Origin of the sequence: Armatimonas sp. (genome assembly GCF_031410135.1) — a bacterium.
In the GTDB taxonomy this organism is placed as follows: Bacteria; Armatimonadota; Armatimonadia; order Armatimonadales; family Armatimonadaceae; genus Armatimonas.
In genome coordinates this window covers 1-20,010 of the sequence record NZ_JANNYP010000491.1, presented here as the reverse complement: position 1 = coordinate 20,010, position 20,010 = coordinate 1, and the positions used below count along the sequence as shown (strand labels likewise).

At 60.0% G+C, this 20,010-nt stretch carries 15 protein-coding genes and 1 riboswitch; all 15 genes read right to left on the bottom strand.

The annotated features are described in order from the left end of the window. The coding region (locus RMO15_RS18290) for a hypothetical protein (protein WP_309715072.1) at positions 1 to 210 on the bottom strand (210 nt) is incomplete at its 3' end. A 33-nt stretch (positions 211 to 243) separates the two neighbouring features. Next, positions 244 to 333, bottom strand: a riboswitch (cyclic di-GMP riboswitch). Positions 334 to 444: 111 nt separating this feature from the next. Next, positions 445 to 1,845, bottom strand: a complete 1,401-nt coding sequence (locus RMO15_RS18285; protein ID WP_309715070.1) for a sulfatase — start codon at positions 1,843 to 1,845, stop codon at positions 445 to 447. Beyond that, positions 1,842 to 3,767, bottom strand: a complete 1,926-nt coding sequence (locus tag RMO15_RS18280; RefSeq protein WP_309715068.1) for a hypothetical protein — start codon at positions 3,765 to 3,767, stop codon at positions 1,842 to 1,844. Before RMO15_RS18280 ends, RMO15_RS18285 begins: the two co-directional genes overlap by 4 nt. 26 nt (positions 3,768 to 3,793) lie before the next feature. Then, positions 3,794 to 5,740: a sulfatase-like hydrolase/transferase gene (locus tag RMO15_RS18275; protein WP_309715066.1), complete on the bottom strand. Its 1,947-nt coding sequence runs from the start codon at positions 5,738 to 5,740 to the stop codon at positions 3,794 to 3,796. 3 nt (positions 5,741 to 5,743) lie between these two features. Continuing rightward, positions 5,744 to 6,724, bottom strand: a complete 981-nt coding sequence (locus RMO15_RS18270) for a sialate O-acetylesterase (protein WP_309715064.1) — start codon at positions 6,722 to 6,724, stop codon at positions 5,744 to 5,746. 4 nt (positions 6,725 to 6,728) lie between these two features. Further along, positions 6,729 to 7,709: a DUF1080 domain-containing protein gene (locus RMO15_RS18265; RefSeq protein ID WP_309715062.1), complete on the bottom strand. Its 981-nt coding sequence runs from the start codon at positions 7,707 to 7,709 to the stop codon at positions 6,729 to 6,731. Continuing rightward, on the bottom strand, positions 7,706 to 9,031 hold the full coding sequence (locus RMO15_RS18260; RefSeq protein WP_309715060.1) for a Gfo/Idh/MocA family oxidoreductase: 1,326 nt from the start codon (positions 9,029 to 9,031) through the stop codon (positions 7,706 to 7,708). The genes RMO15_RS18265 and RMO15_RS18260 overlap by 4 nt, the downstream gene beginning before the upstream one ends. Positions 9,032 to 9,047: 16 nt before the next feature. After that, positions 9,048 to 9,935, bottom strand: coding sequence for a GDSL-type esterase/lipase family protein (locus RMO15_RS18255; protein WP_309715058.1), 888 nt, complete (start codon positions 9,933 to 9,935; stop codon positions 9,048 to 9,050). A gap of 12 nt (positions 9,936 to 9,947) precedes the next feature. Beyond that, positions 9,948 to 10,703, bottom strand: coding sequence for a DUF1559 domain-containing protein (locus RMO15_RS18250; protein WP_309715056.1), 756 nt, complete (start codon positions 10,701 to 10,703; stop codon positions 9,948 to 9,950). Between the two features lie 37 nt (positions 10,704 to 10,740). Beyond that, complete coding sequence (locus RMO15_RS18245) at positions 10,741 to 11,865, bottom strand: substrate-binding domain-containing protein (RefSeq protein WP_309715054.1); 1,125 nt, start codon at positions 11,863 to 11,865, stop codon at positions 10,741 to 10,743. 113 nt (positions 11,866 to 11,978) lie between these two features. After that, a complete protein-coding gene (locus tag RMO15_RS18240) occupies positions 11,979 to 12,707 on the bottom strand; it encodes a DUF1559 domain-containing protein (protein ID WP_309715052.1) in 729 nt (242 codons plus the stop codon). A gap of 119 nt (positions 12,708 to 12,826) precedes the next feature. After that, positions 12,827 to 14,335: an arylsulfatase gene (locus tag RMO15_RS18235; RefSeq protein ID WP_309715050.1), complete on the bottom strand. Its 1,509-nt coding sequence runs from the start codon at positions 14,333 to 14,335 to the stop codon at positions 12,827 to 12,829. After that, positions 14,332 to 15,627, bottom strand: a complete 1,296-nt coding sequence (locus RMO15_RS18230) for a sulfatase-like hydrolase/transferase (RefSeq protein ID WP_309715048.1) — start codon at positions 15,625 to 15,627, stop codon at positions 14,332 to 14,334. The genes RMO15_RS18235 and RMO15_RS18230 overlap by 4 nt, the downstream gene beginning before the upstream one ends. A gap of 4 nt (positions 15,628 to 15,631) precedes the next feature. Continuing rightward, entirely contained in the window at positions 15,632 to 18,340 is a 2,709-nt protein-coding gene (locus tag RMO15_RS18225; protein WP_309715046.1) for a CHAT domain-containing protein, read from the bottom strand. A gap of 11 nt (positions 18,341 to 18,351) precedes the next feature. Then, positions 18,352 to 19,848, bottom strand: coding sequence for a sulfatase-like hydrolase/transferase (locus RMO15_RS18220; RefSeq protein WP_309715044.1), 1,497 nt, complete (start codon positions 19,846 to 19,848; stop codon positions 18,352 to 18,354). Between the last annotated feature and the right edge of the window lie 162 nt (positions 19,849 to 20,010).

Below are 20,010 nucleotides of genomic sequence, written 5' to 3'. Positions count from 1 at the left end.
GCCCCCCAGCGCCGCAATCGCCGCTTCTTGAGCGGCTGTGGGCACTCCCTCGGTCTTGACAATCACCGCACTCCAGCCCTTGCGGCTCGGCGAGGCAAGCTGCTTCTGAACCGCCAGATCTGCCTTCTGCGGCACGGAGGCATGCGTGACAAGAGGCGTGGAGAGTGCGGAGAGTCCCAGCACTGCCACGCCTAAATTTCTAATGTACATCCTGTAATTTCCTTAGCTCGAATCATTTCGCTTTTCGGTAACCTGGCGACCGTGCCACCCTCAGGTGGTGTAGGCCCATCGCTTTGCGTCGCCGCCTTTCGGTCGGCTTTGCCCTTTCGGTTGCAAAGGAATCAGGCTCTCTCGGGGAGAGCGTTGAACACTATAAAGATTGGAGGGGCTGGAGTTTACATAGATGGAGAGAAATACGGGGATTTCATCAGGGGGCCTGCCCCTTTAGCTTCTTGGGTAGGGCGGAAGTGTCTTTAATTTTGCCATGAGCTGTGCAACCACTGCGGGATTCGTTGTGGCAACATTGTGATTCTCTTCCGGATCACGGTCGTGGTCGTAGAGCTCCTGAGTGCCGTCGCTCCACTGCGTGAAGCGCCAGCGGTCGGTGCGGACGCTCTGGCCGTAGCGGTTCTGGCCGCGTGTGACAAGCGTGTAGGCGGCGTCTTTGAGCGTGCGCTTCGGATCACGGAGCACCGGGCGCAGGCTCTGCCCCGCAAGCCCCGTCGGCACTTTTAGCCCACACGACTCCGCCAGCGTGGGGAAGAGATCAACAAACTCCACCAGAGAGCGGCTTGTCTTTCCGCCTTTGATTCCCGGCGCGGCGATGAGCAGCGGGGCGCGACAGCTTCGCTCAAAGAGGGTGTTCTTGTTCCACCACTGGCGCTCGCCGGTGTGGTAGCCGTGGTCCCCGATAAAGACCACCACAGTCTTGTCCCAGAGCTTGTTCTTGTCCAGCGCGTCCAGCACCCGCCCAAGCTGCGCGTCCATGTAGCTCGCCGTGGCGCAGTAGGCACGCAGAAACTCCAGCCGCTCCTTGTAGGTGAACTTGTCGAACGCCTGCTGGTAGCCGCCCGCAAGCGCCAGCGGCGGCGCGGTTGTCATGTCCGCCGGGTCTTTCCAGAGCTTGAGCGACTCCGGCGGATAGAGATCGAAGTACTTTTTCGGTGCGATAAACGGGTCGTGGGGCTTGAGAAAGCCACAGCCGATAAACCACGGGTTTGCCCCCTGCTGCTCGATAAGCGTCACCACAGCAGCGGCGGTCTGGCCATCGGGCTGGTCATCATCGCCGCCCTCCGCCATCCCCCACTGGCACCAAGGCAGAGCGCCACCCGTAAGATTCCGCCCCTCATTTTTCTGCCCAAGCTTGGTCGGAGCGAACGCGGTCGCGGCGTGCCAGGACTGGGGCATGTCCCTCCAGAGAGCTTTCTCCGTCTCGCTGGCTCCGCTCATGTGGTAGAGCTTGCCGAAGGCCTCGGCGTGCCAGCCGTTTTCCTTAAAGTACTGCGGCATTGTCAGCACATCGGGAAGCTGGGAGCGCAGGCGCGTCGTGTTGTTCACGATATTGGTCTGCTCCGGACGGAGCCCCGTGAACAGCGAGCTCCGGCTGGGGTTGCAGACGGGGTACTGGACATAGGCCCGCTCAAAGCGCACGCCCCGTGCCGCAAGCCGCGCAAGATTGGGCAGCTTGACACTCGTGTGCGTGAAGACCCCGCCCTCGTCCCGGAAGTCATCCGCGACAATAAAGAGCACATTAGGCTTGGCCGTCGGCCTTTGCTGTGCGCTTGCGGGCAGCACGGCCTGGGAAGCCAGCAGAGTGGCAACGACGATACAAGAAAGGTTGTTCATGTCTTTTTCTTTTCTGTCCCGCGATTGTCTTCTACCCGCATGTTGCGGGAGCCATCCGCGAACTCTAAAGTGACACCGACCAGCTGGTTGCCCCGCACCAGGCAGTCTAGCCCCTGCTGGAAGACAATCTGACCGGATCGCAGATCGCTCACCCAGTTGTTCTCTAGCACGATCTCTCGGGGGCGGGGACCGTTTGGGCCAGCGTGGAACCAGAAGTGAAAATCCTCGAACCGGTTGTTCTCAAATTTTACGTCCACGCAGCGAAAGCGCGTGCTGGAGCTATCGGTGCCGATGTCCGAGGTGCTACAGTGGCGGATTACCGATCCCCGGTTGAGGCTTTCCTCATGGAGTACGATGTCATCGGGGGCGGCAGCCGCAGGTAGCGACTCCAGGGTGACGCGGAACGTCTGGTCGGTACTTGTGGCATCCACTCCGACCACACGCGCCATCCCACGCAGCTGGCGCTGCCCTGGTGACCAGACACTGGCCCAGTCGCCCTTGCGCCAGAGGAAGGGCTCTTTGCTTTCAAAAGTCGGGGTGAGGGTGAGGGTAGTGCCGGAGACACCGACCAGCTTCTGCGCCCGGGAGTAGATTGCAAAGCTATCATCGTAGGTGGCGGCACCATCCCAGTCACTGCCCTCGATCATGACTCCCCAGCGGCCGTTCTTGATGTGCAGCCCGTCGCGCCAGGAGACAAAGAGCTCGGTCTCAGGGTGCGGCATCTTGAGATCCACATTACGCAGAGTGATGGGGCCCGTGTTATGGGTGATCGGTAGCCAGAAATGGGGCGAGCAATCGTACCGAAGGTTGCTAAATGTCACCCGAGCGCTTCGGGTGATGAGGTTTACCCTGCCGCGATGCGCATACTTCACGTGCGGCACCACGAACTCAGTCGCGCCTTTCTCGGCGGCGTAGCGAACCCTGGGCCTCATGCTTGAGGCTGGGGTGTCGCTGTTCTGAGCGTTCTCCCGGATGTGAAGCCGCAGCCGACGTTCGCTATCAAGCCGAGTGACCTTTTCGATATAGAGATTGTCCCCGTGGCCAGTTCGCGCTCCGAGTGCATCGGGGATAAACGAGCGTCCGAAAAACGGCGCACGAAACTCGTTTTTACCAACTTCCGGCACCGGATAGCGCTCTGGCACCTCGATATCAACCGTCAGCGCCTCGACGTCTATCTTACGGATCATCCCCTGGTAGTAGGGCTTGGGGTCGTAGTCAATCCGGAAGCCATCAATCTGGATGTTCTCCGCTTCGTCCAGCTGCGCGAAGCTGTCCGGGGGGTGCAGCACGACCAGCGCTCCCCCACCTTCTAGTTTGAGATCTTTGGCTCCCTTGAGCTCAAACAGCGACTCCTCCGTGAAGTCCCGCAGCCCGATTGCCCGGTAGGTCTTGGAACCATCGAAGCGCAGGATCGCGCCCCCGGCCTCCCGCGCCGTAGCCACCGCCTTGTGGATCGCGGCAAAATCATCGGTGACGCCATCCCCTACCGCACCGAAGTCTCGCACATGAAAAACCTTGGCTCCCGGGAAGGTTGGCGTCCCGAAGGCGAGCTGATAGCCAAGCCGGTAGCTCGCCCTCCTCGGGACGGCCGTGACCGTGATCTCAGCGCCCGCCGCGAGTCCCTCGATCCTTGTCTCTAGCCTCTGTGGTGCCAAGCCAGGCCGCGCTTTCACCGATCGAACCTGTTTACCCCCCACCCGGACTATCACCTCGACCTCTTCGCCCGAGAGCACCTCCACCCAGGCCATGCCAAGCTGATAGTCCCCTGCCTCGGCCACCCGATGGGTCCAGGTGTGGGGTTTTGTCGTGCTCGCCTGCTCCACAGCAAAAACAAATGTCTTACTGGGCTTAGTGAGTGTTACTTGCCCACGTCCCCCCGAGAGTAGTAGAAACAAGCCGGCAAGTAGGAGCACTGCTTTCATGAAATTATCGGTTCATTCTAGCGGAGTCACTTGGCTGCCTCCGCGACGGGCACGCTACGCACGCGAATATTGGTAAAAAGCTCCGAGTCCTCTATTTTGGGAAAGCGGGTGTCCTTGCCACTTGCCCAGATTGGGGTGGTGGTGCCGTCAGCGTGACGCAGGCGCAGGTTGTCGAGATAGATTTTGTAGGTGCCGGGCTTGCCGCCTTTGAAGACGAGGCCATGGCGCGGCAGGGCACCCGGAGCACTACTAATCAAACCGATGACGCGGTGCTCCCAGACGCCGGGGCCGCCCTGCACTTCAGGAGCGGTGGCCTGCTCACGCCCGAACTGGTCAATCCCCTCGCCGCGCTTGAAGTTGATCGTGATGGCTTTACTGTCGTTGCCCTTGAGGGGAGAGTAGTAAAAGCCAAGGCGCAGGCTGTCCACGGCGGCGGCGATGTCAAACTCGATGTAGTCCGTGGCGAACTGATTGCCGCCGAAAGTGGCGATAGGGACGATCAGGCGATCGTTGGGCTTGGCCTGCGCGGTCACGGTGACACTCACTTCAAGCACTTCTCCCTGGGGCGTGGGCTTGGCGTTGAGCTTCATGGGTGCTGGCTGGTGCGTGAGCGCCGCTCCCAGCGAGTCTGTCCAGGTGTTCATCTTCGCCGTGAGTGCCTTCACCACATCAGGATGGGCCTCAGCGACGTTCTTCGCTTCGCTGATGTCCGTACGGATCTCGTAGAGTTCCACGTGATCAAAGAAGCGGTGCAGTTTCCAATCCGCCGTGCGAAGGGAGTCCTCGTTGCGCCAAGCCCAGTAGTAGCTCTCGACGGGACTGGCGGTTCTATCTCGCAGTGAGGGCCAGACATTCTTGCCGTCGAGCGGGCGCGTCTCGGGCATCTTCGAGTCCGTCATCGCGAGAAGTGTCGGGAACATGTCCAGTGCGCCACAGAGCCCGTCCCAGGTCTTGCCGCCTGTGAGGCCACCTTTGGGCCAGTGGACGACCGTCGGCAAGCGCACGCCCCCTTCATAAACAGAGTGCTTGGCCCCACGTAGCGGAAGGCTACTGCCTGCCTCCATCGCGCCGTTATCGCTGGTAAAGACCACGATGGTGTTCTCACGCAGGCCCAGACGATCCAGCTCGGCGAGGAGCGCACCAACATTTTGATCTAGCGCACGGATCATGGCGGCATGCGTATGCTTCTGCTCGGCTGTTGTCGCAGCTTTGGTGGCGGGCAAACCGGCGGTGACCTTTGGATCAAGAGCATCAAGGTCTTCTTTTTTTGCCTGGAGCGGCGCATGAACCAGATGGAAGGGGACGTAGCAAAAGAACGGGCGGGCCTTGTTTGCCTTGACGAACGCAAGGGCATGCTGCGTGATGAGATCCTCGGTGTAGCCCTCGTCTTGAGGGCGGAAGCTCAGGTTGTTCCACCAGGAAACGGGGCCGCGTCCCTGCACGGTTCGCCGCGTGAAGTAGTCCTCGCCGCCGCCGTAGTAGACCCAGGCATCGTCGAAGCCGTGCTCGTTGGCCCCAAGGCCCCCCTTGAGTTTCTTATTGGGCATCGCCTTAAATGCCTCGGTAAAGGCCGCACGAAACTCCGGCGTTTCCGGGTCGGCACCGTTATGCCACTTACCAAAGACGCCGGTGCGGTAGCCATTGGCCTTGAAGCCCTCGGCGATGGTCGTTTCCTCTTTAGCGAGCTCCCCACCGACTTCGGGGCCAGTGCCCACACGAAACGGATGTCGCCCGGTGAGCAGCATCGCGCGAGTCGGGGAGCACACGCACCAGCCCATGAAGTTCTTTAGCTCCACCCCCTTCTGGAAGAGCTTGTCTATATTCGGAGTGGCGACGCCTCCCCCATGCGCACTGATATCCCCCCACCCGAGGTCGTCGGCGAGGAGATACACCACATTGGGCTTTGGTTTCTGCGCCGCTGTGACAGGTAGCGCGAACAGGAAAGCCAGCAGGGCAAGAGCAATATTTTTCATGGGTTACTTGGTGGTGAGGAGCTTCTTCATTGCCTCGCCCATGGCCTCCCCGATGAGGTAGTAGGTCTCGGCGTTGGTGTTCCAGTGGTAGCCTTGCCCCGTGGGCGACTGCTCTTTGGTGCGCCAGAAGTTCTTCGTACTCACAAAGGCGACATTGCCCTTGAACTCGGGGCGTGCGGCGGCGTTGGCCTGGGCTTTCATCAGCGAGAGGGCGCGCGGATGAACCTCCGTGGGGCCGGTCATCCCGGTCTCGGCGATCACAAAGGGAAGCTGAGGGGTTCCCAGCTCCTTGCGCATGTCCTTGATAAAGGCCACCATGTTGCTCTCGTACTCGCCGTTGAACTTATCGCTGATGCGGTCGTTCCAGCCCTGGTGCCAGCCAAAGCCCGCTAAAACATAGCGGCCATCGCTTCCGGGCACGAGCTCCTTGATCCGAGCCAGCGCGGCCTTGGTGAGGGCTACGGTCTCGCGGTAGTACTTGCCGATACTCTCCGGGTTCTTCGCCAGCTCCGCATCGCCTTTTTCTCCCAGCGAGTACGGCAGCTTGCCCGCGCTCGGCGGACGGAAGTCTATAGCGAGGCTCTTGCCGCCCCAGGCGCACTTGATGAGTAGCACCGGCTCGTCGAGGGTATCGCCCATTATCCAGCCAAAGCCCAGCTCCGGGCCGATCTTCTCCGGGGTCGCGCCGTAGCCCACAGTGAGCGCGCCTTTGCGCTCCAGATACGAGATCCAGACATCGTCGCGCTTCTTCCACTGCCCGGCGGCATCTTGAAGCGGCGCGAAGTGCTTGGCCGTCGCGGCGTCTTTGGCCAAAAACTCCAGCGAGCCCTTGCCCTCGTTGCGCTTGGGGTCGGCGGCGATAAAGCCCTGACCCTCCATGTTGGACTGTCCCGCGAGAATAAAGACCCGCACGGGCTTCGTCTGCGCAACGGCTGGGAGGCTTGCCAGTAGCAGGAGGGCAAGGGAAAGAGTTGTTTTTTTCATTTTTTTATTTGCGTGGCACGATCCAGATATTACGGTAGACAACAGGGTTGCCGTGGTCTTGCAGGAAAATGGGGCCTTCCGGCGCTGCAAGTGGGCTGGTGAGCGGAGCGGATGTGGTGAAGTCTTTTGTCAGCTCCAGGTTCTCGTGCACCAGAACACCGTTGAGCCGCACCGTGATACGCGGCCAGGCGGTACGCTTGCCGACTGCATCGAATGTCGCGGCGGTAAACTCCACATCGTAGGTCTGCCAGGCGAGCGGCGGCAGGCACATATTGAGCCGTGGCTTGGAAATTGAGTAGATCCCGCCGCACTCGTTGTCCCGGCCTTCGAGACCAAAAGAGTCGAGGACTTGCGTCTCCCAGCGGCCACTGTGATAGACACCGCTATTGCCACGCCCTTGGCCACGGGCAGCGGGCATGTACGGGGTGCGGAACTCAAGGTGGAGTGTGTAGCTGGCGAACTGCTGCCTGGTGATACAGTCGGTCGCCTGAAGATACCCACTCTCTACCATGACTTTCTTGCCACTCTGCCACGCATCTGTGGTTGAGCCGTTGAAGAGCACCACAGCCCCTCGGAGCGGCTTCTTGCCCAGAGTGGGGCTACGGCGCTCGGTACGCTTTAGCTTCTTGCGGAGCGTCAGAGCTTCCTCTTCCTTAAGCTGTGTACGGGGCTTGCCGGGCTCCCAGCCAGCACCAGGAAGCCCACCTTCGAAGAGATAACCGTCGAACTTACCGCCCCCGAGCGCCACCAGCTGGAGCCCAAGTCCCTTACCGACGTACTCGCCTTGAACCGTGAAGTCCGGGTCTTCCCGCTTGGCGATAGCGGGGTCTATCCACGTGGCAACCTCTCCCCCAGCCCCTCTCCCAGGCGTTCGTTCCTCACTGGGAAAGGGGAGTCCGAATCTCGCTCCCCCTTCCCCAAGGAGCTTGCGACTGCCCGGGGGAGGGGGCTGGGGGGAGAGGTTAAAAATCGTTCTTAGTTTCATAGCGTCTCTCCAAAGCGCCAGCCTTCGCGGACGGGCTCTTTCACAAAGGCATTGAGCTCGGGGCGGTTGGTGATTCGTCCCGCCTTCGTGTCCCACTCAATGCGGGTGTTGAAGCGCTGGGCGAGCACGCCCAGCAGGATGATCTCGGTGAGGTTGGCCGCGACCTTGAAGTTGGAGCCAGGCTCAGGGCCTTCGCCCTTAATGGCCCGCATCCACTCGCGGAACGGGCCGCCTGCTACGCGGGGAATGGTCTTTGCCGGTGGGCTGGCCTTCCACTTCTCGCGAACGACTTCTGGCAAGATCAGCGGCTGCCCGGCGTGCGTGCCGCAGCCGAGGAGTCCTTTTGTGCCAAGGAGCCAGCAAGCACGCCCGATGAGTGTGTCGTCGTCACCACCAAATGTATTGACCTGACCCGCTAGCTTCCAGTCCGATGCACCGTCGAACCAGTCGAGGATCACGGGCCCACGCGTGCCTTTGGCGGGAAAGTGGAAGCGGATGTGGCTGGCTTTGGGAATCAAGCCCTCCAGCGACTTCTCGCGGTAGAGGCACTCGACCACCGTGGGCGGGTCCAGATCGAGCGCCCAGACGGGGGTGTCAAACGTGTGGCAGCCGAAGTCACCAAGCATGCCAGAGCCGAAGTCGTAGAAGGCTCGCCACTTCTGCGGCAGGTAGTCACGGTAGAACTCACGCTTCGCCGTGGGGCCAAGCCAGAGATCCCAGGCCAGCCCGTCGGGGATGGCGGCGGCAGGGGGCGGCATCGTGGCCGGGTTTCCGAAGTGGGTTCCTCCCATATCCGGCCCGTCGTTGCGGCAGAGCACCCGCGCAACCTCCCCGATCACCCCGGCGCGCACGGCCTCGACCGAGTTGCGGATGCCATCATCGGCGTGCCCCTGGTTGCCCATCTGCGTGATAACCTTGTAGCGCTCCTTCGACTTGGCCAGCGTCCGGCACTGCCAGATATTGTGGGTGAGCGGCTTTTGCGTGTAGACATGAATCCCGCGCTCCATCGCCATCTGCGTCGCCGCGAAGTGCGTGTGATCCGGTGTCGAGACCACCACGGCATCTATCTGCTTGTGCATCTTGTCGAGCATCACCCGGAAGTCGTCGAAGAACGGTTGGTTGGTGCGCCACGCCTTCATGTTCTCCGCAGACTGATTGCGATCCACATCACAGAAGGCGACGAGGTTCTCCTCGGAGCACCCCTGTTTGTAGGGCTGCTGGGCGATCCAGCCACCGGAGCCGATAAAGGCAATATTGAGCTTGCCATTGGCGGACTTGCCCGGCTTGCCAATCGCGGAAGGCGCGGAAGTTTGACGTTTCATAGTTCGGTTACCTGCATCATTCCCTACCACGGCGCTCTTTTCCTCCGAGTGCTTTCTCCAGAAGCGGCTTCAGGCACTCGGCGTAGACCTCATAGCCTGCGAGGCTGAGGTGGATATTGTCGGGCTTGAAGAGTGCGGGCCTGATCGTCCCGTTGGCGTTGGTGAAGTCGCTCCACAGATCGAGCACATGCACTTTGGGATCGCTCTCCAACTTCAGCGGGTCGAGGGCGGCATTGGTCTTCTTGATGTCCTCGTAGAACGCATTGCCTGGCGCGTGGGCGGGCAAGATCTTAGCGACCACGATCTCGGCTTTGGGGAACTTTGCCCGGACATTGTCCACGCACGCCTTCACGCCCTTGGCGGCGGCTTCGATACCGGTCTCGGCGGTGAAGAACATGTTGTTGTTGCCAATCATCAGCACGATCAGACGCGGCTGGATTCCCTCGACGCCACCGTGATCCAGCCGCCACAGAACATTCTGCGCCTTATCGCCGCCGATTCCGATATTGAGGGTTTTGTAGCCACCGAAGTGCTTCATCCAGGCGGCGTTGAGGATGCCTTTGTCCAGCGGGCTCCCCCACTGCTGGGTGATGCTATCGCCGACCAAGAGCACATCCACGGGGCCTTGGTTGGCCTTGACGTAGTCTACCAATTTTGCGTGGGTATCGAGCCAGCTCGTCCCACCCCAAAACCCCGCCGAGGGTGTGGAGGGCCAGAGAGTGGGCAGGTGCTTCTTTTCGCCTGCCCCCGGCCGCCGCTCATGCTCGGGCTTGAGCACATAGGCCCGCTCCGCCTCTGTCAGCGGCCAGCCCGTCTTCTGCGGCTCGTCGGCATGCACCGAGGAACCGCAGAAAAGTGTCAGGCAGACAAGAACTGCCAGATTGTGCGTTTTCGTCTGCCTCATCAGGTGGGCTCTCTACTGGAAGTAGTTTCGAGCGTTGGGATTGACAATCGGGTACTCGCCTCTAGGGTTGGTATCACCACCCTGAATGCGCCCCCCAGGAGTGAACTTGGCATGACCGTCTGCGAAGACAATATTGATACCACGGTCTGAGTGGCGACCGATACACGCCGCTTCGGTTGCTCCTACCCCATTGGCGCAGAAGAGCCTGTAGAGACTAAAGGGCTGGGCTTTACTCGCAATCACAAACCCATCGCTCCAGTCTTGGTAGATTCCCGGAACGACGGACTCTGAGATGAGCGAGATGTCCGCGATTCCATTATTTGAGCTACTCAGTGCCGCGAGTGTTGCAAGGTTACGATTGCTGTTCATTATATACTCATTGAAGGCGAGGTGCACCTTGACCCGGTTGGCGGCGGGACCACGCAAAAAACTGGCCGGACCATTGGGGCAGGCAAAGACCCCAAAGTTCTTGACATACGGCTGAACCACCGGCACCCACATGGAGTAGGACCAGCCAGCCGCAAAATCCGGGTTTGTGCCAATGGTGTTAAAGGGCCAAGCGGGTAGGGTCTCATCGTAATCCTGCGTGTACATCATCAGAGCTGTTCCGAGCTGTTTTTGGTTCGAAAGACAAGAGATCTGACGAGCTTTCTCACGCGCTTGGGCAAAGACGGGAAAAAGAATCGCGGCAAGAATCGCAATGATCGCGATCACCACAAGTAACTCTATCAGCGTGAACGCGGATCGTTTCTGATCTAATTTAAACATTTTAAAACCTCACTGTTAGGATGAATTGCCGTTTCTTTTACGGCGATGTGCCTCGGAGCAGGAGTGGCACGGGGAGAACATAGGTCTGTTGAGGTAGCTCCCCCGATGCGATTCCGTTCAGAAGTACGTTGCAAGCCAGCTCTCCCATTCGTTGGAAGTCTGGCTGGGTGGTAGGAAACGCAGGCTGGAAGTGTCGCCCGATCTCCAAATTATCAAAACCAAAGACGGTCATGTCCTCAGGGACGCGCAGCCCACGCTGCTGAAGCAGCTCGATAAACTCGATCGCCACTAAGTCCTCCAGCGCGATAAGAGCTGTGGGACGCTCGGGCAGGGCGAGCCAGCGATCCAGTAGGGTCTCCAGTGTCGTGTGCAGACAGGCATTGCGATCCCACTGCTGGACGGCGGGCGGAAGCGCCAGAATCAGTGCAGGGTCTACGGGCAGGGAGTGGTCCCGGTGCGCATCCTTGTAGCCCTGGAGCCGCTCGCGCAGGGGCAGGTGGTAGATTTCCGTGGGGCGTGTGAGCAGACCAATTCGTCGGTGACCTTGTGCGAGAAGTGTACTAGTGACCTCGTAGTTGAGCCGCCGATTGTCAAACACCACGGCGGCGTGCGGGTTCCCCTGGGGGAGCATCCCGGTTAGCACCACGGGCACCCCAAGATCCTCGTGGATCAGGTAGTCGGTTGCCTGCTCCTCAAGCGAGCGTGGACAGGAGGAGATAACCAGACCCTGCACCCCGATGGCGAGAAGATCCTCCACGGCAGCGCGCTCCCTCGCCACACTGAGCCCCGAGGCGGAACTCACCACCCGGTAGCCCTGCCGCTCCGCCGCCGTGCAAACCCCTAGCCCCACATACTGCTGGAGCTGGAAGAGGGCACTGGGACCCAATGTATTGACCACCGCCACATGGCCGATCCGAAGAATCGGAGGACGTGTTTCTTCTGTGGGGCGAGCCACGACGAACCCACGGCGACCCGGCACACGAGTAAGCACACCCTCTGCCACCAGTGCCGTCAGTGCCTTGCTAATCGTGGGGCGGCTGACCTGGTAGCGCTCCTGAAGCTCACTCTCCGTCGGCCAGCTCTTGCCAACCGGCGTACTCAAGTCAGACAGATCACGGAGAAGCTGTTCTTTGACACGCAGATAGGCGGGTGGTGTCGGCATCTTGGATAATTGTAAAGCAAAAATTCCGATGTGTCAAATTCTGTTTTACAAAAAACAAAAATGAGAGGAAAGTTCGAAGCACGAACTTTCCTCCCCAGACTCTCTTTTTAGCCCTAGTCTTCCTCAACCGTGAAGCGCCAGTAGACGATCTGCCCGCCGACGGTGTGTCGCTCGGCTAGCTGTGAGAGGCTCATCGCTTTGCTATGTCCATCACAGAACGTGACATTGGTCATCTGATGGTGAACCTCGATCAACTGAGCCATTGTACGAGGAATTGTCGTGGAGATCGCCGGGTTCTGAGCGGGGCCTTGCCAGTGAATCTCAAACCACTGGTTGTTGGCAGCAGTGGCGATCTCTCCAAGCCAGATCGTGTCCGCAGGCTGCGCGATGGAGGGAAGAGAAGCATACCCCGGTCCCGAGAAGTTATCACCCGCCCCCCAATAGGTAGAGTTCATGCCGTAGCTGCCGTAGTTGCACCCATTCCTGTTGCGGTACTTATTCTGGCGTGCGTTGCTGGGACAGTTAAAGATCTGCTCGTTCTTCACATAAGGATAGATCGCGTCCATCCACTTATATCGCGATGGATTCGCCGTCTCCGCCGTGGAGCATGTATTCGTCGCCCCTGACCAAGGGCGTGGCATGGTCTCATCGTAGTCCTGTACGTACATCAAGACGCCCGTTCCTAGCTGTTTCAGGTTCGAAAGGCAGCTTGTCTGACGAGCTTTCTCGCGTGCCTGAGCAAAAACAGGAAATAAAATCGCGGCGAGTATAGCAATAATAGCGATAACCACAAGTAACTCGATCAGAGTAAAAGCAAACCGTCGTTGATCCATTTTATTCATAAAAATTCATTAGCCTTATCTACCTATTTCCCCTTAGGCTTCCGCTCTCCTCTATCGAGGAACTTTAGCTTAGAGAATTCTTGCGAAGGTACCCTTTTACCTTGCAAAACGTCATTCTATCACTTATTTTTTACCCTCTTGGGTTTCGCATCGGATTTCTGAAACACCACCGAGATATCATTTCTCTGCTTTGCCCCCGGCGTGCTCCGTCCCTCGGCAATGGTGCGCTCCAGAAGCTTCGTGAGCTGTGCGACAACCTCGGGGCGCTCGGCGGCAAGGTTCTTGGTCTCCGCGATGTCCGTGCTCAGGTCGTAGAGCTGCACCGCAGGCAGGCCACTCTTGGCCGCCTCGGGATCGCCCGGCTTGCCCCAGCCGCCCGAGCCTGAACAGAACTCCAACTTCCAGCTACCCTGGCGGATTGCGAACTTCCCATGGATCGAGTGGTGCACGATACTCTCGCGTGGCATGCCTTTGCCGCGACCTAGCAAGACGGGGAGCCAGCTGATGCTATCCTCTGCTGCGGTATCCGGAAGCGTGACTCCCAGAAGCTCGGCACAAGTGGCCATGAGATCCGTGTGGCAGACCAGCTGGGTCGTTTTTGAGCCCGGCGCAACCTTGCCCGGCCAGCGCACGAAAAACGGCACGCGATGGCCGCCATCCCAGATATCGGCTTTGTAACCCCGGAGCTGTGCACTGGCGAAGTGCCCCTGCGCCTCCAGCTTCTCCGTCCCCGCCGCCGGGGAGCAGCCGTTGTCGCTCGTGAAAACCACGAGCGTATTTTTTGCCAGGCCGTTCTTCTCCAGCGCCGCGAGCACCTCGCCCACGATGGCATCGGTCTGCATCACGAAGTCGCCGTAGTCGCCCAGGCCACTCTTGCCTTTCCACTCCTTGGTGGGGACAATCGGGGTATGCGGCGATGTCAGCGGGACATAGAGAAAGAACGGCTTGCCCGCCTTTGCCGCACTCGCGTGCTCATTGACATAGCGAACAGCTTGCTGCCCAAGACGCGGGAGCATCGTGATCGGCTCAATGTTCTCGATCACCTTGTCGTTCTCAATCAGGCCGGACATCGTGCGGGCATTGGAGCAGCCCCAGAAGTAGTCGAAGCCGCGTGTGGTCGGGCTCTCTATGATCCGCGCACCCGCTGGCAGCCCGGCTTTTTTCTGCACTGAGGCCGTGACGCTCTCGGGAAGGGTGGACGTAAAACCCAGGTGCCACTTGCCAATCGCCGCCGTGGTGTAGCCCTGCTGCTTGAGGAACGCTGGCACGGTCAGCCGACTTGCCGCGATGAGGGGTGGGTCCTCGGTGCCGTCCAACACGCCACTCTGTAGCCGGGTTCGCCAGGCATAGCGCCCCGTGAGCAGGCCGTAGCGTGTGGGCGTGCACACCGACGAGCCACTGTGTGCATCCGTAAAGGTCATCCCCTGCGTGGCGAGCTTATCCAGTTCCGGCGTCTTGATCTTGCCACGACTAGGGTTGAGGCACTGCACATCGCCGTAGCCCAGGTCATCGGCCAGAATATAGACAATATTGGGCTTCTCTAGCTCCTGCCCCCTAGCCTTTGCCGGGCGGGGGAAGATAAAAGATAGGAGGACGAGGAGGGCCACAACGAGTTTCGCGTGGTTCATTTTGGTGGCTCCAAGCGCTGCCAGGGAACGGTGGCTCCCTGCTGAATCTGCCGCCTGAGTGCGGCGGCAAGCTCACGGAATACCTCAGGGTTCTTCGTGGCAAGGTTAGTGCTCTCCAGAGGGTCAGCCTTGAGGTTGTAGAGCTCTTGTGGCGCAAACGGACTGTCTTGCAGCAGCTTCCACTCCCCCCGGCGGAGCGCTTCGATGGTCTTGCCACCGTAGGCCACGCCGCCTTCTCGGCGCACAAAGTAGTGAGCCCGGCTCTCGGGCGGCTCGGGCTCACCGCGTAGCGTGGGCAGGAAGCTGGTGCCATCAATGCCTGCGGGAATCGACACGCCCGCCACAGCGCACGACGTGGCGAAGAGATCCATGGTCAGGGTGGTGCGCTCGGTGGTAGTTCCGGGGGCGATTACGCCGGGCCAGCGTGCCGCGCCGGGAACGCGCAGGCCGCCCTCGTACATGTGGCCTTTTTCGCTGCGCCACGGGCCGTTGTTAGCGCCATTGGCCAGCACGCCGCCATTGTCCGACGTGAAGAGCACGAGCGTGTCTTTCGCCAGTCCCGTCTTCTCCAGCGTGTCCAGCGTGTCCAGCACTTTCCCAATGCCCGCATCCATGTGCTCGATCAAGGCCACGAGCTTGGCGCGCTTCTCGCTCATGCCGGGCTCGCGCTGCTTGACTTTCTCCAGCCACTCCGGCGGCGGCTGGATCGGGTCGTGGGGCGCGTTGTAGGCGAGATAGAGGAAGAAGGGCCGGTTTGCCTTCGCCCGCTCCGTGAGATACTGGCAGGCCCAGTCGGTGAAGAGGTCAGTGGCATGGCCTTTCGGCTCAATGGTTTTCTTATTGCGGCGCATGTAGTTCTGGCCGTTGCGCCGGTGGGTCCAGTAGTCATCCATCATGTCGCCCAGAAAGCCGTGGAAGAAGTCGAAGCCCCGCTCCGTGGGTAGGTTGGGCGAGCTCGTTCCCAGGTGCCACTTGCCAATCAGCGCAGAGTGGTAGCCCACGGGCTTGAGCACCTGGGGAAGCAGCCGCACACCCGGCGCGAGATATCCCCAGGAGTTCTCCGGGTTTTCGTCGCGAATCACCCCCGGCACCCCCACACGGTCTGGGTAGCAGCCCGTCAGGAGCGCGGCACGGGTCGGGGAGCAGACCGCACTATTGGCAAAGAAGTTCTGAAACTCCACGCCCTCGCGAAAGAGCCGGTCAATATGGGGCGTCTGGATGTCCTTGGTGCCAAAGGCGCTATAATCCCCCCGCCCCTGGTCATCGGTGAGGATAATCAGAATATTGGTCATGCAGCTATCTCCAGTCTCCCATGAGGACAAACGGAGCCCAGTAGTAGGGGTGCGCGTGCTTAGGACTGCTCATCAGCGAGAGCGATGCCTGCCGCAGCGCCGCCCCCTTGCCCAGCTTGCCCTTGGCTAAGTTGCCGTAGAAGCTCGTCATCAGGGTTGCTGTGCTCGCATCGTCCACCGCCCACTGACTCACCACTTGCGTCGGGCAGCCCGCGACAAACAGTGCCCACGTCAGGCCGATCACACCATCCCCGGTGCGTTGAACCCCGCGTGCCGTGTTGCACGCGGACAGCACCACCATTTCTGCCGATAAGTCCAGCTCGAAAATCTCGCGTGCGGTCAAGAACCCATCCTCTTTGCTGTCCGAGTCTGGCTGTGCCATGACGAGTGAGGAAAGCAACGGACTAGCATCGTTGAAGAAGCCGTGCGTGGCGAAGTGGAGGTACTTGAACTTGCTGGCCTCGGTCTTGGCTTTGGTTTCTTGCGCGGCTTTGCCCATCATGAGGGTTGCGCTAGGAAAGAGCTTCTTAAGAGCCTCCGCCTCGCGCTGGGTGCCCGGAAGTGCGACAATGGCCTTGCCACGTGAGACACTATCAAAAGCGCGTGACGGGGTGTCAATAGGGCGGTTTGGTGCCGTGATGGGCCTGGATGGCGTGTCTATAGGGCGATTCGGTGCGGTGAGTGGTCTGTTTGGAGCAGTCAGAGGTCGGTTGGGTGCCGTGATTGGACGACTCGGTGTATCAATGGGTCTTGACGGCGTGTCAATCGGACGGTTGGGCGCGGTGATGGGCCGGTTGGGTGCCGTAATCGGACGCTGTCCTGGTAGGTCGTCTAGATCGCCGAAGCGCTGGCTGGAGCCGAAGTCAGGATTGGCGAGGGCGAGCAGAGTCTGCGTGGGCTTGGCACGCCCCGTCTTTGCCGTCAGTGCCGCTTGTGCGCCCGTGGCGGAGTAGGCATAGGCTAGCTCGTAGCGCTGGGCCAGGAACTGACCATTGGAGAGCAAGGCCTGAAACGGAATGTCCCAGAGCGCACCATCGGGGCAGACGATGAGGCGCTTTGCTCCCGTGAGGTGCTTGGCCGCTGGGGCGAATAGCTGAGCGTGCAGCTCTTGCGCGAGCTTTTTGTAGTCTTTCCTTGGATCGGCACAAGTAGAACGGAAGTCAGAGGCTTTGGTGACGAGCTTGGCATAGGGAACGGACAAAGTAAGGGCTTTGACGCCACTGCGCGTCACGACAAAGAGCGCCAGCTTGTCTTGACTCAGCACGATGTAGTCCAGCAAGGCTGTATCGGCGGACAGGAGCTTGGAAATTTCAGTCGCTGCTGCGGTCTTAGCAATGCGTTTCTGAGCAAGCTTGGGGTGGCGCGCATAGAGCGTATCCGTGAAGGTCTGAAGCTGGCTCTCAGTGGTTTTCAGCTCCTCCTTGAGAGCGGCAAAGCGCTTCTTCGCTCCCACTTCGTTCTCGACACCCTCTTTCACCATCTGCTGATTGAGCACACTTGCCTTCTGGCGAAGTGCCTTATCCTGCGCTTGCTCCTCGGGGGTGAGCTCTCCATCAAGGTTGACGCGGCCCGATGCCATGAGATCCAGCAGAGAGCGGGCCTTGGTCTTCTGCGCAACGTCAAAGGCGACCGTCGCCTTGCCTTGTTCCAACAAGAGGTTCAAGTAGCCGTAGTAGGTAGAGATCGTGGAGCGCAGAAATGAGGCCTTTGCTTCCGAGAGCCCCCCCATGTTGTCACGGATGGTCTCGTAGAGCGCGATGGCCTGGGCGTAGTGTCCCTCGGCCTGCGCGGGGTGCTTGAGCTTGACCTCCGCTTCCGCCATCCGCCTATGGGTAGCGGCCTCGTTGCTGGTGTCGCCGATTGCACGCCGAATCGGGAGAGAGAGGTTGTAAAACTCCAGCGCTTTTTGCGGCTGATCCATCGTCGCGTAGAGAGTTCCGATATTCTGGAGTGTGGCCGCCTCGCCGCTCTTGTCACCGATCGTACGCCGGATTGGGAGGGCCTGGTTGAAGAACTCCAGAGCCTTCTGTGGCTGCTCCATCATGGTATAGAGGCTCCCCATGTTGGTGAGCATACTGGCCTCACTGAGCCGATCGCCCAGCGCCTGCGTGAGCGGTAAGGCCTGGTTGTAGAACTCAAGTGCCTTCTCAAACTGGCGCGTTGCCGTGTAGTAGTTGCCGATATTTTGAAGTGAGGAGGCTTCGCTCACTTTATCACCGAGGGTACGAAAGATCGGGAGAGCCTGGTTGAAGAACTCCAAGGCTTTCTGCGGCTGGCCGGTGCTGAAGTAGACAACCCCAATACCATTGAGCACATTGGCCTCGCGCTGCTTGTCACGGGCGGCCTGGACGATCAGCAAGGCCTGGTTGTAGAACTCCAGCGCCTTCTGGGGCTGCCCCATCGCCACGGAGAGGACACCCAGGCTCTGAAGCACCCCCGCCTCGCCTTTCTTATCTCCTGTGGCCTGAAAGATCGGCAAAGCTTGGTTGAAGAGCTCTAGCCCTTTTTGTGTCTGGCCGGTGTTTCGGTAGACGATCCCAATGCCTTGGAGCGTGGTGGCCTCCCCCGTGCGATCTGTCCGCTCCCGCGCCTTGGCTAAAGCCTGGTCATAAAATGCCAGCGCCTCAGCGACCTGGTTGGCCATGAGAGCCTTCCTCGCCTGATCCAGCAGCGCTTGCACTTCGGGAAGTGGGGTGAGATTAAGTTGTTGCATGGGCTTTCGGGTTATGTCTTGCCTTGTGCGAAAAACTCCTCGCGGGTGAGGATGCCATCATGGTTGGTGTCGAGCTTGGCAAAGCGTGCCTTGGCGACCTCCGGGTCGGGCTTGTTGCTCAAAAACTGCTCCAGGGTCAGCTTGCCCGTCTTCTTGGTATCGAGCTTATCGAAGCGCCCTTCGAGTATCTTGTCTGTGACCGCTGCTGCCGCCGCGTCTTCTTTCTTCTTGGCCTTGTTGGCGTGACGGCCCGTGCCATCGCCCTTGTCCACGATGCCCCCTGCGGGGTTGAGCGTGGCAAGCACAGCGGCAAGTCTGGCACGGGCGGCTTTGGCGGCGGGCGTCTCGCTTCCGGCGGCGATGAGCTTCTCGGTAAACGGGGCATCGGCCATGTCGTAGAGCTCACCGAGGTGGTTGAGCTTCCAGCCCTGCTCGCGGACGTACCACATATTGGCAAGCTGGTTGTAGACCCAGGAGCGGGGCTTGCCGGGCTTGCCCTGAAGCTGCGGGGCGAAGCTCACCCCATCAAAGACGGTCTTTTCGGGGAGCTTTGCGCCCATCAGCTCGGCGAACGTGGGGAGCATGTCCGAGGAGTCAATCAGCGTGTCGGAGACTTTTCCGGCGGGCGTCTTGCCGGGCCAGCTGGCGATCATCGGAACCAAGCCCCCACACTCCAGCATCGTGCCTTTTGAACCCGAGAGGCTCCGTCCGTGGATCGTGGAGAGCTCACTGGGGCCTTTTGCCGTCCCGTTATCACCAATAAAAATGATCAGCGTGTTCTGGCGCAGCTTCAGCGCGTCAAGCTGGGCGACAAGCTTACCAACCAGCTTGTCCATGTAGCGGATATTGTCGCCAAAGAGATCCTTGCTACTGGGCGCACTATCGGGTGTCGGTTGGATATCGCCGTGGACATGCACCATCGAGTAGTAGAGAAAGAAGGGCTTTGCCTGGTTTTTCTTTAGAAACGCCATCGCCTGCTCGTGCATGATGTCCGGCATGTACTCTTTGTCGGTCAGCTTGAGCTCCTTACCGTTGGCGCGATACGCCTCGACCTTGCCGCCGGGCTTGTTCTGATAGACGCCGCTACCGTTGAAGCGCAGGTAGTCGTCAAAGCCCACCTGGTTGGGCTCGCCCGGAAGCTGGCCCCACTTGCCAATCGCCGCTGTCGCGTAGCCCGCCGACTTAAACGTCGTGCCTAGCCGAAGCTCCTCAAGCGGCATCTGCTGGCAGGCATCCTGGTTGGTCGAGCCATTGCGAAACGCATAGCGCCCCGTCATGATCAGCGCCCGCGACGGCCCACACAGCGCCGCAGTAAACGCCTTCGTGTAGCGCGTCCCTGAGGCGGCAAGCTTGTCAATATGAGGCGTTTTCGCCGTATCTGCGCCGTAACACCCGACATTTCCGATCCCCAGATCATCGGCCAGAATAAAGATCACATTGGGCTTGGGAGGCTGTGCAACAGAGGGCAGCGCGAGCAGAAAGGCGGCAAGGAGAAGTGTCGCTTTCATATTAAAAAGTGCTCTCACGAGTCGTGATCGGGCACCAGCGTGTGGTGTGGAAGTGATGAATAAGTGCCTTGAGAGCCTCGGGTGACGCGGAGCCGAGCTGCTCCAGTGCAATCGTGGCGTGGCCACGCACATAGCGGTTCTCGTCAGCCAGGGCTTCCGTGA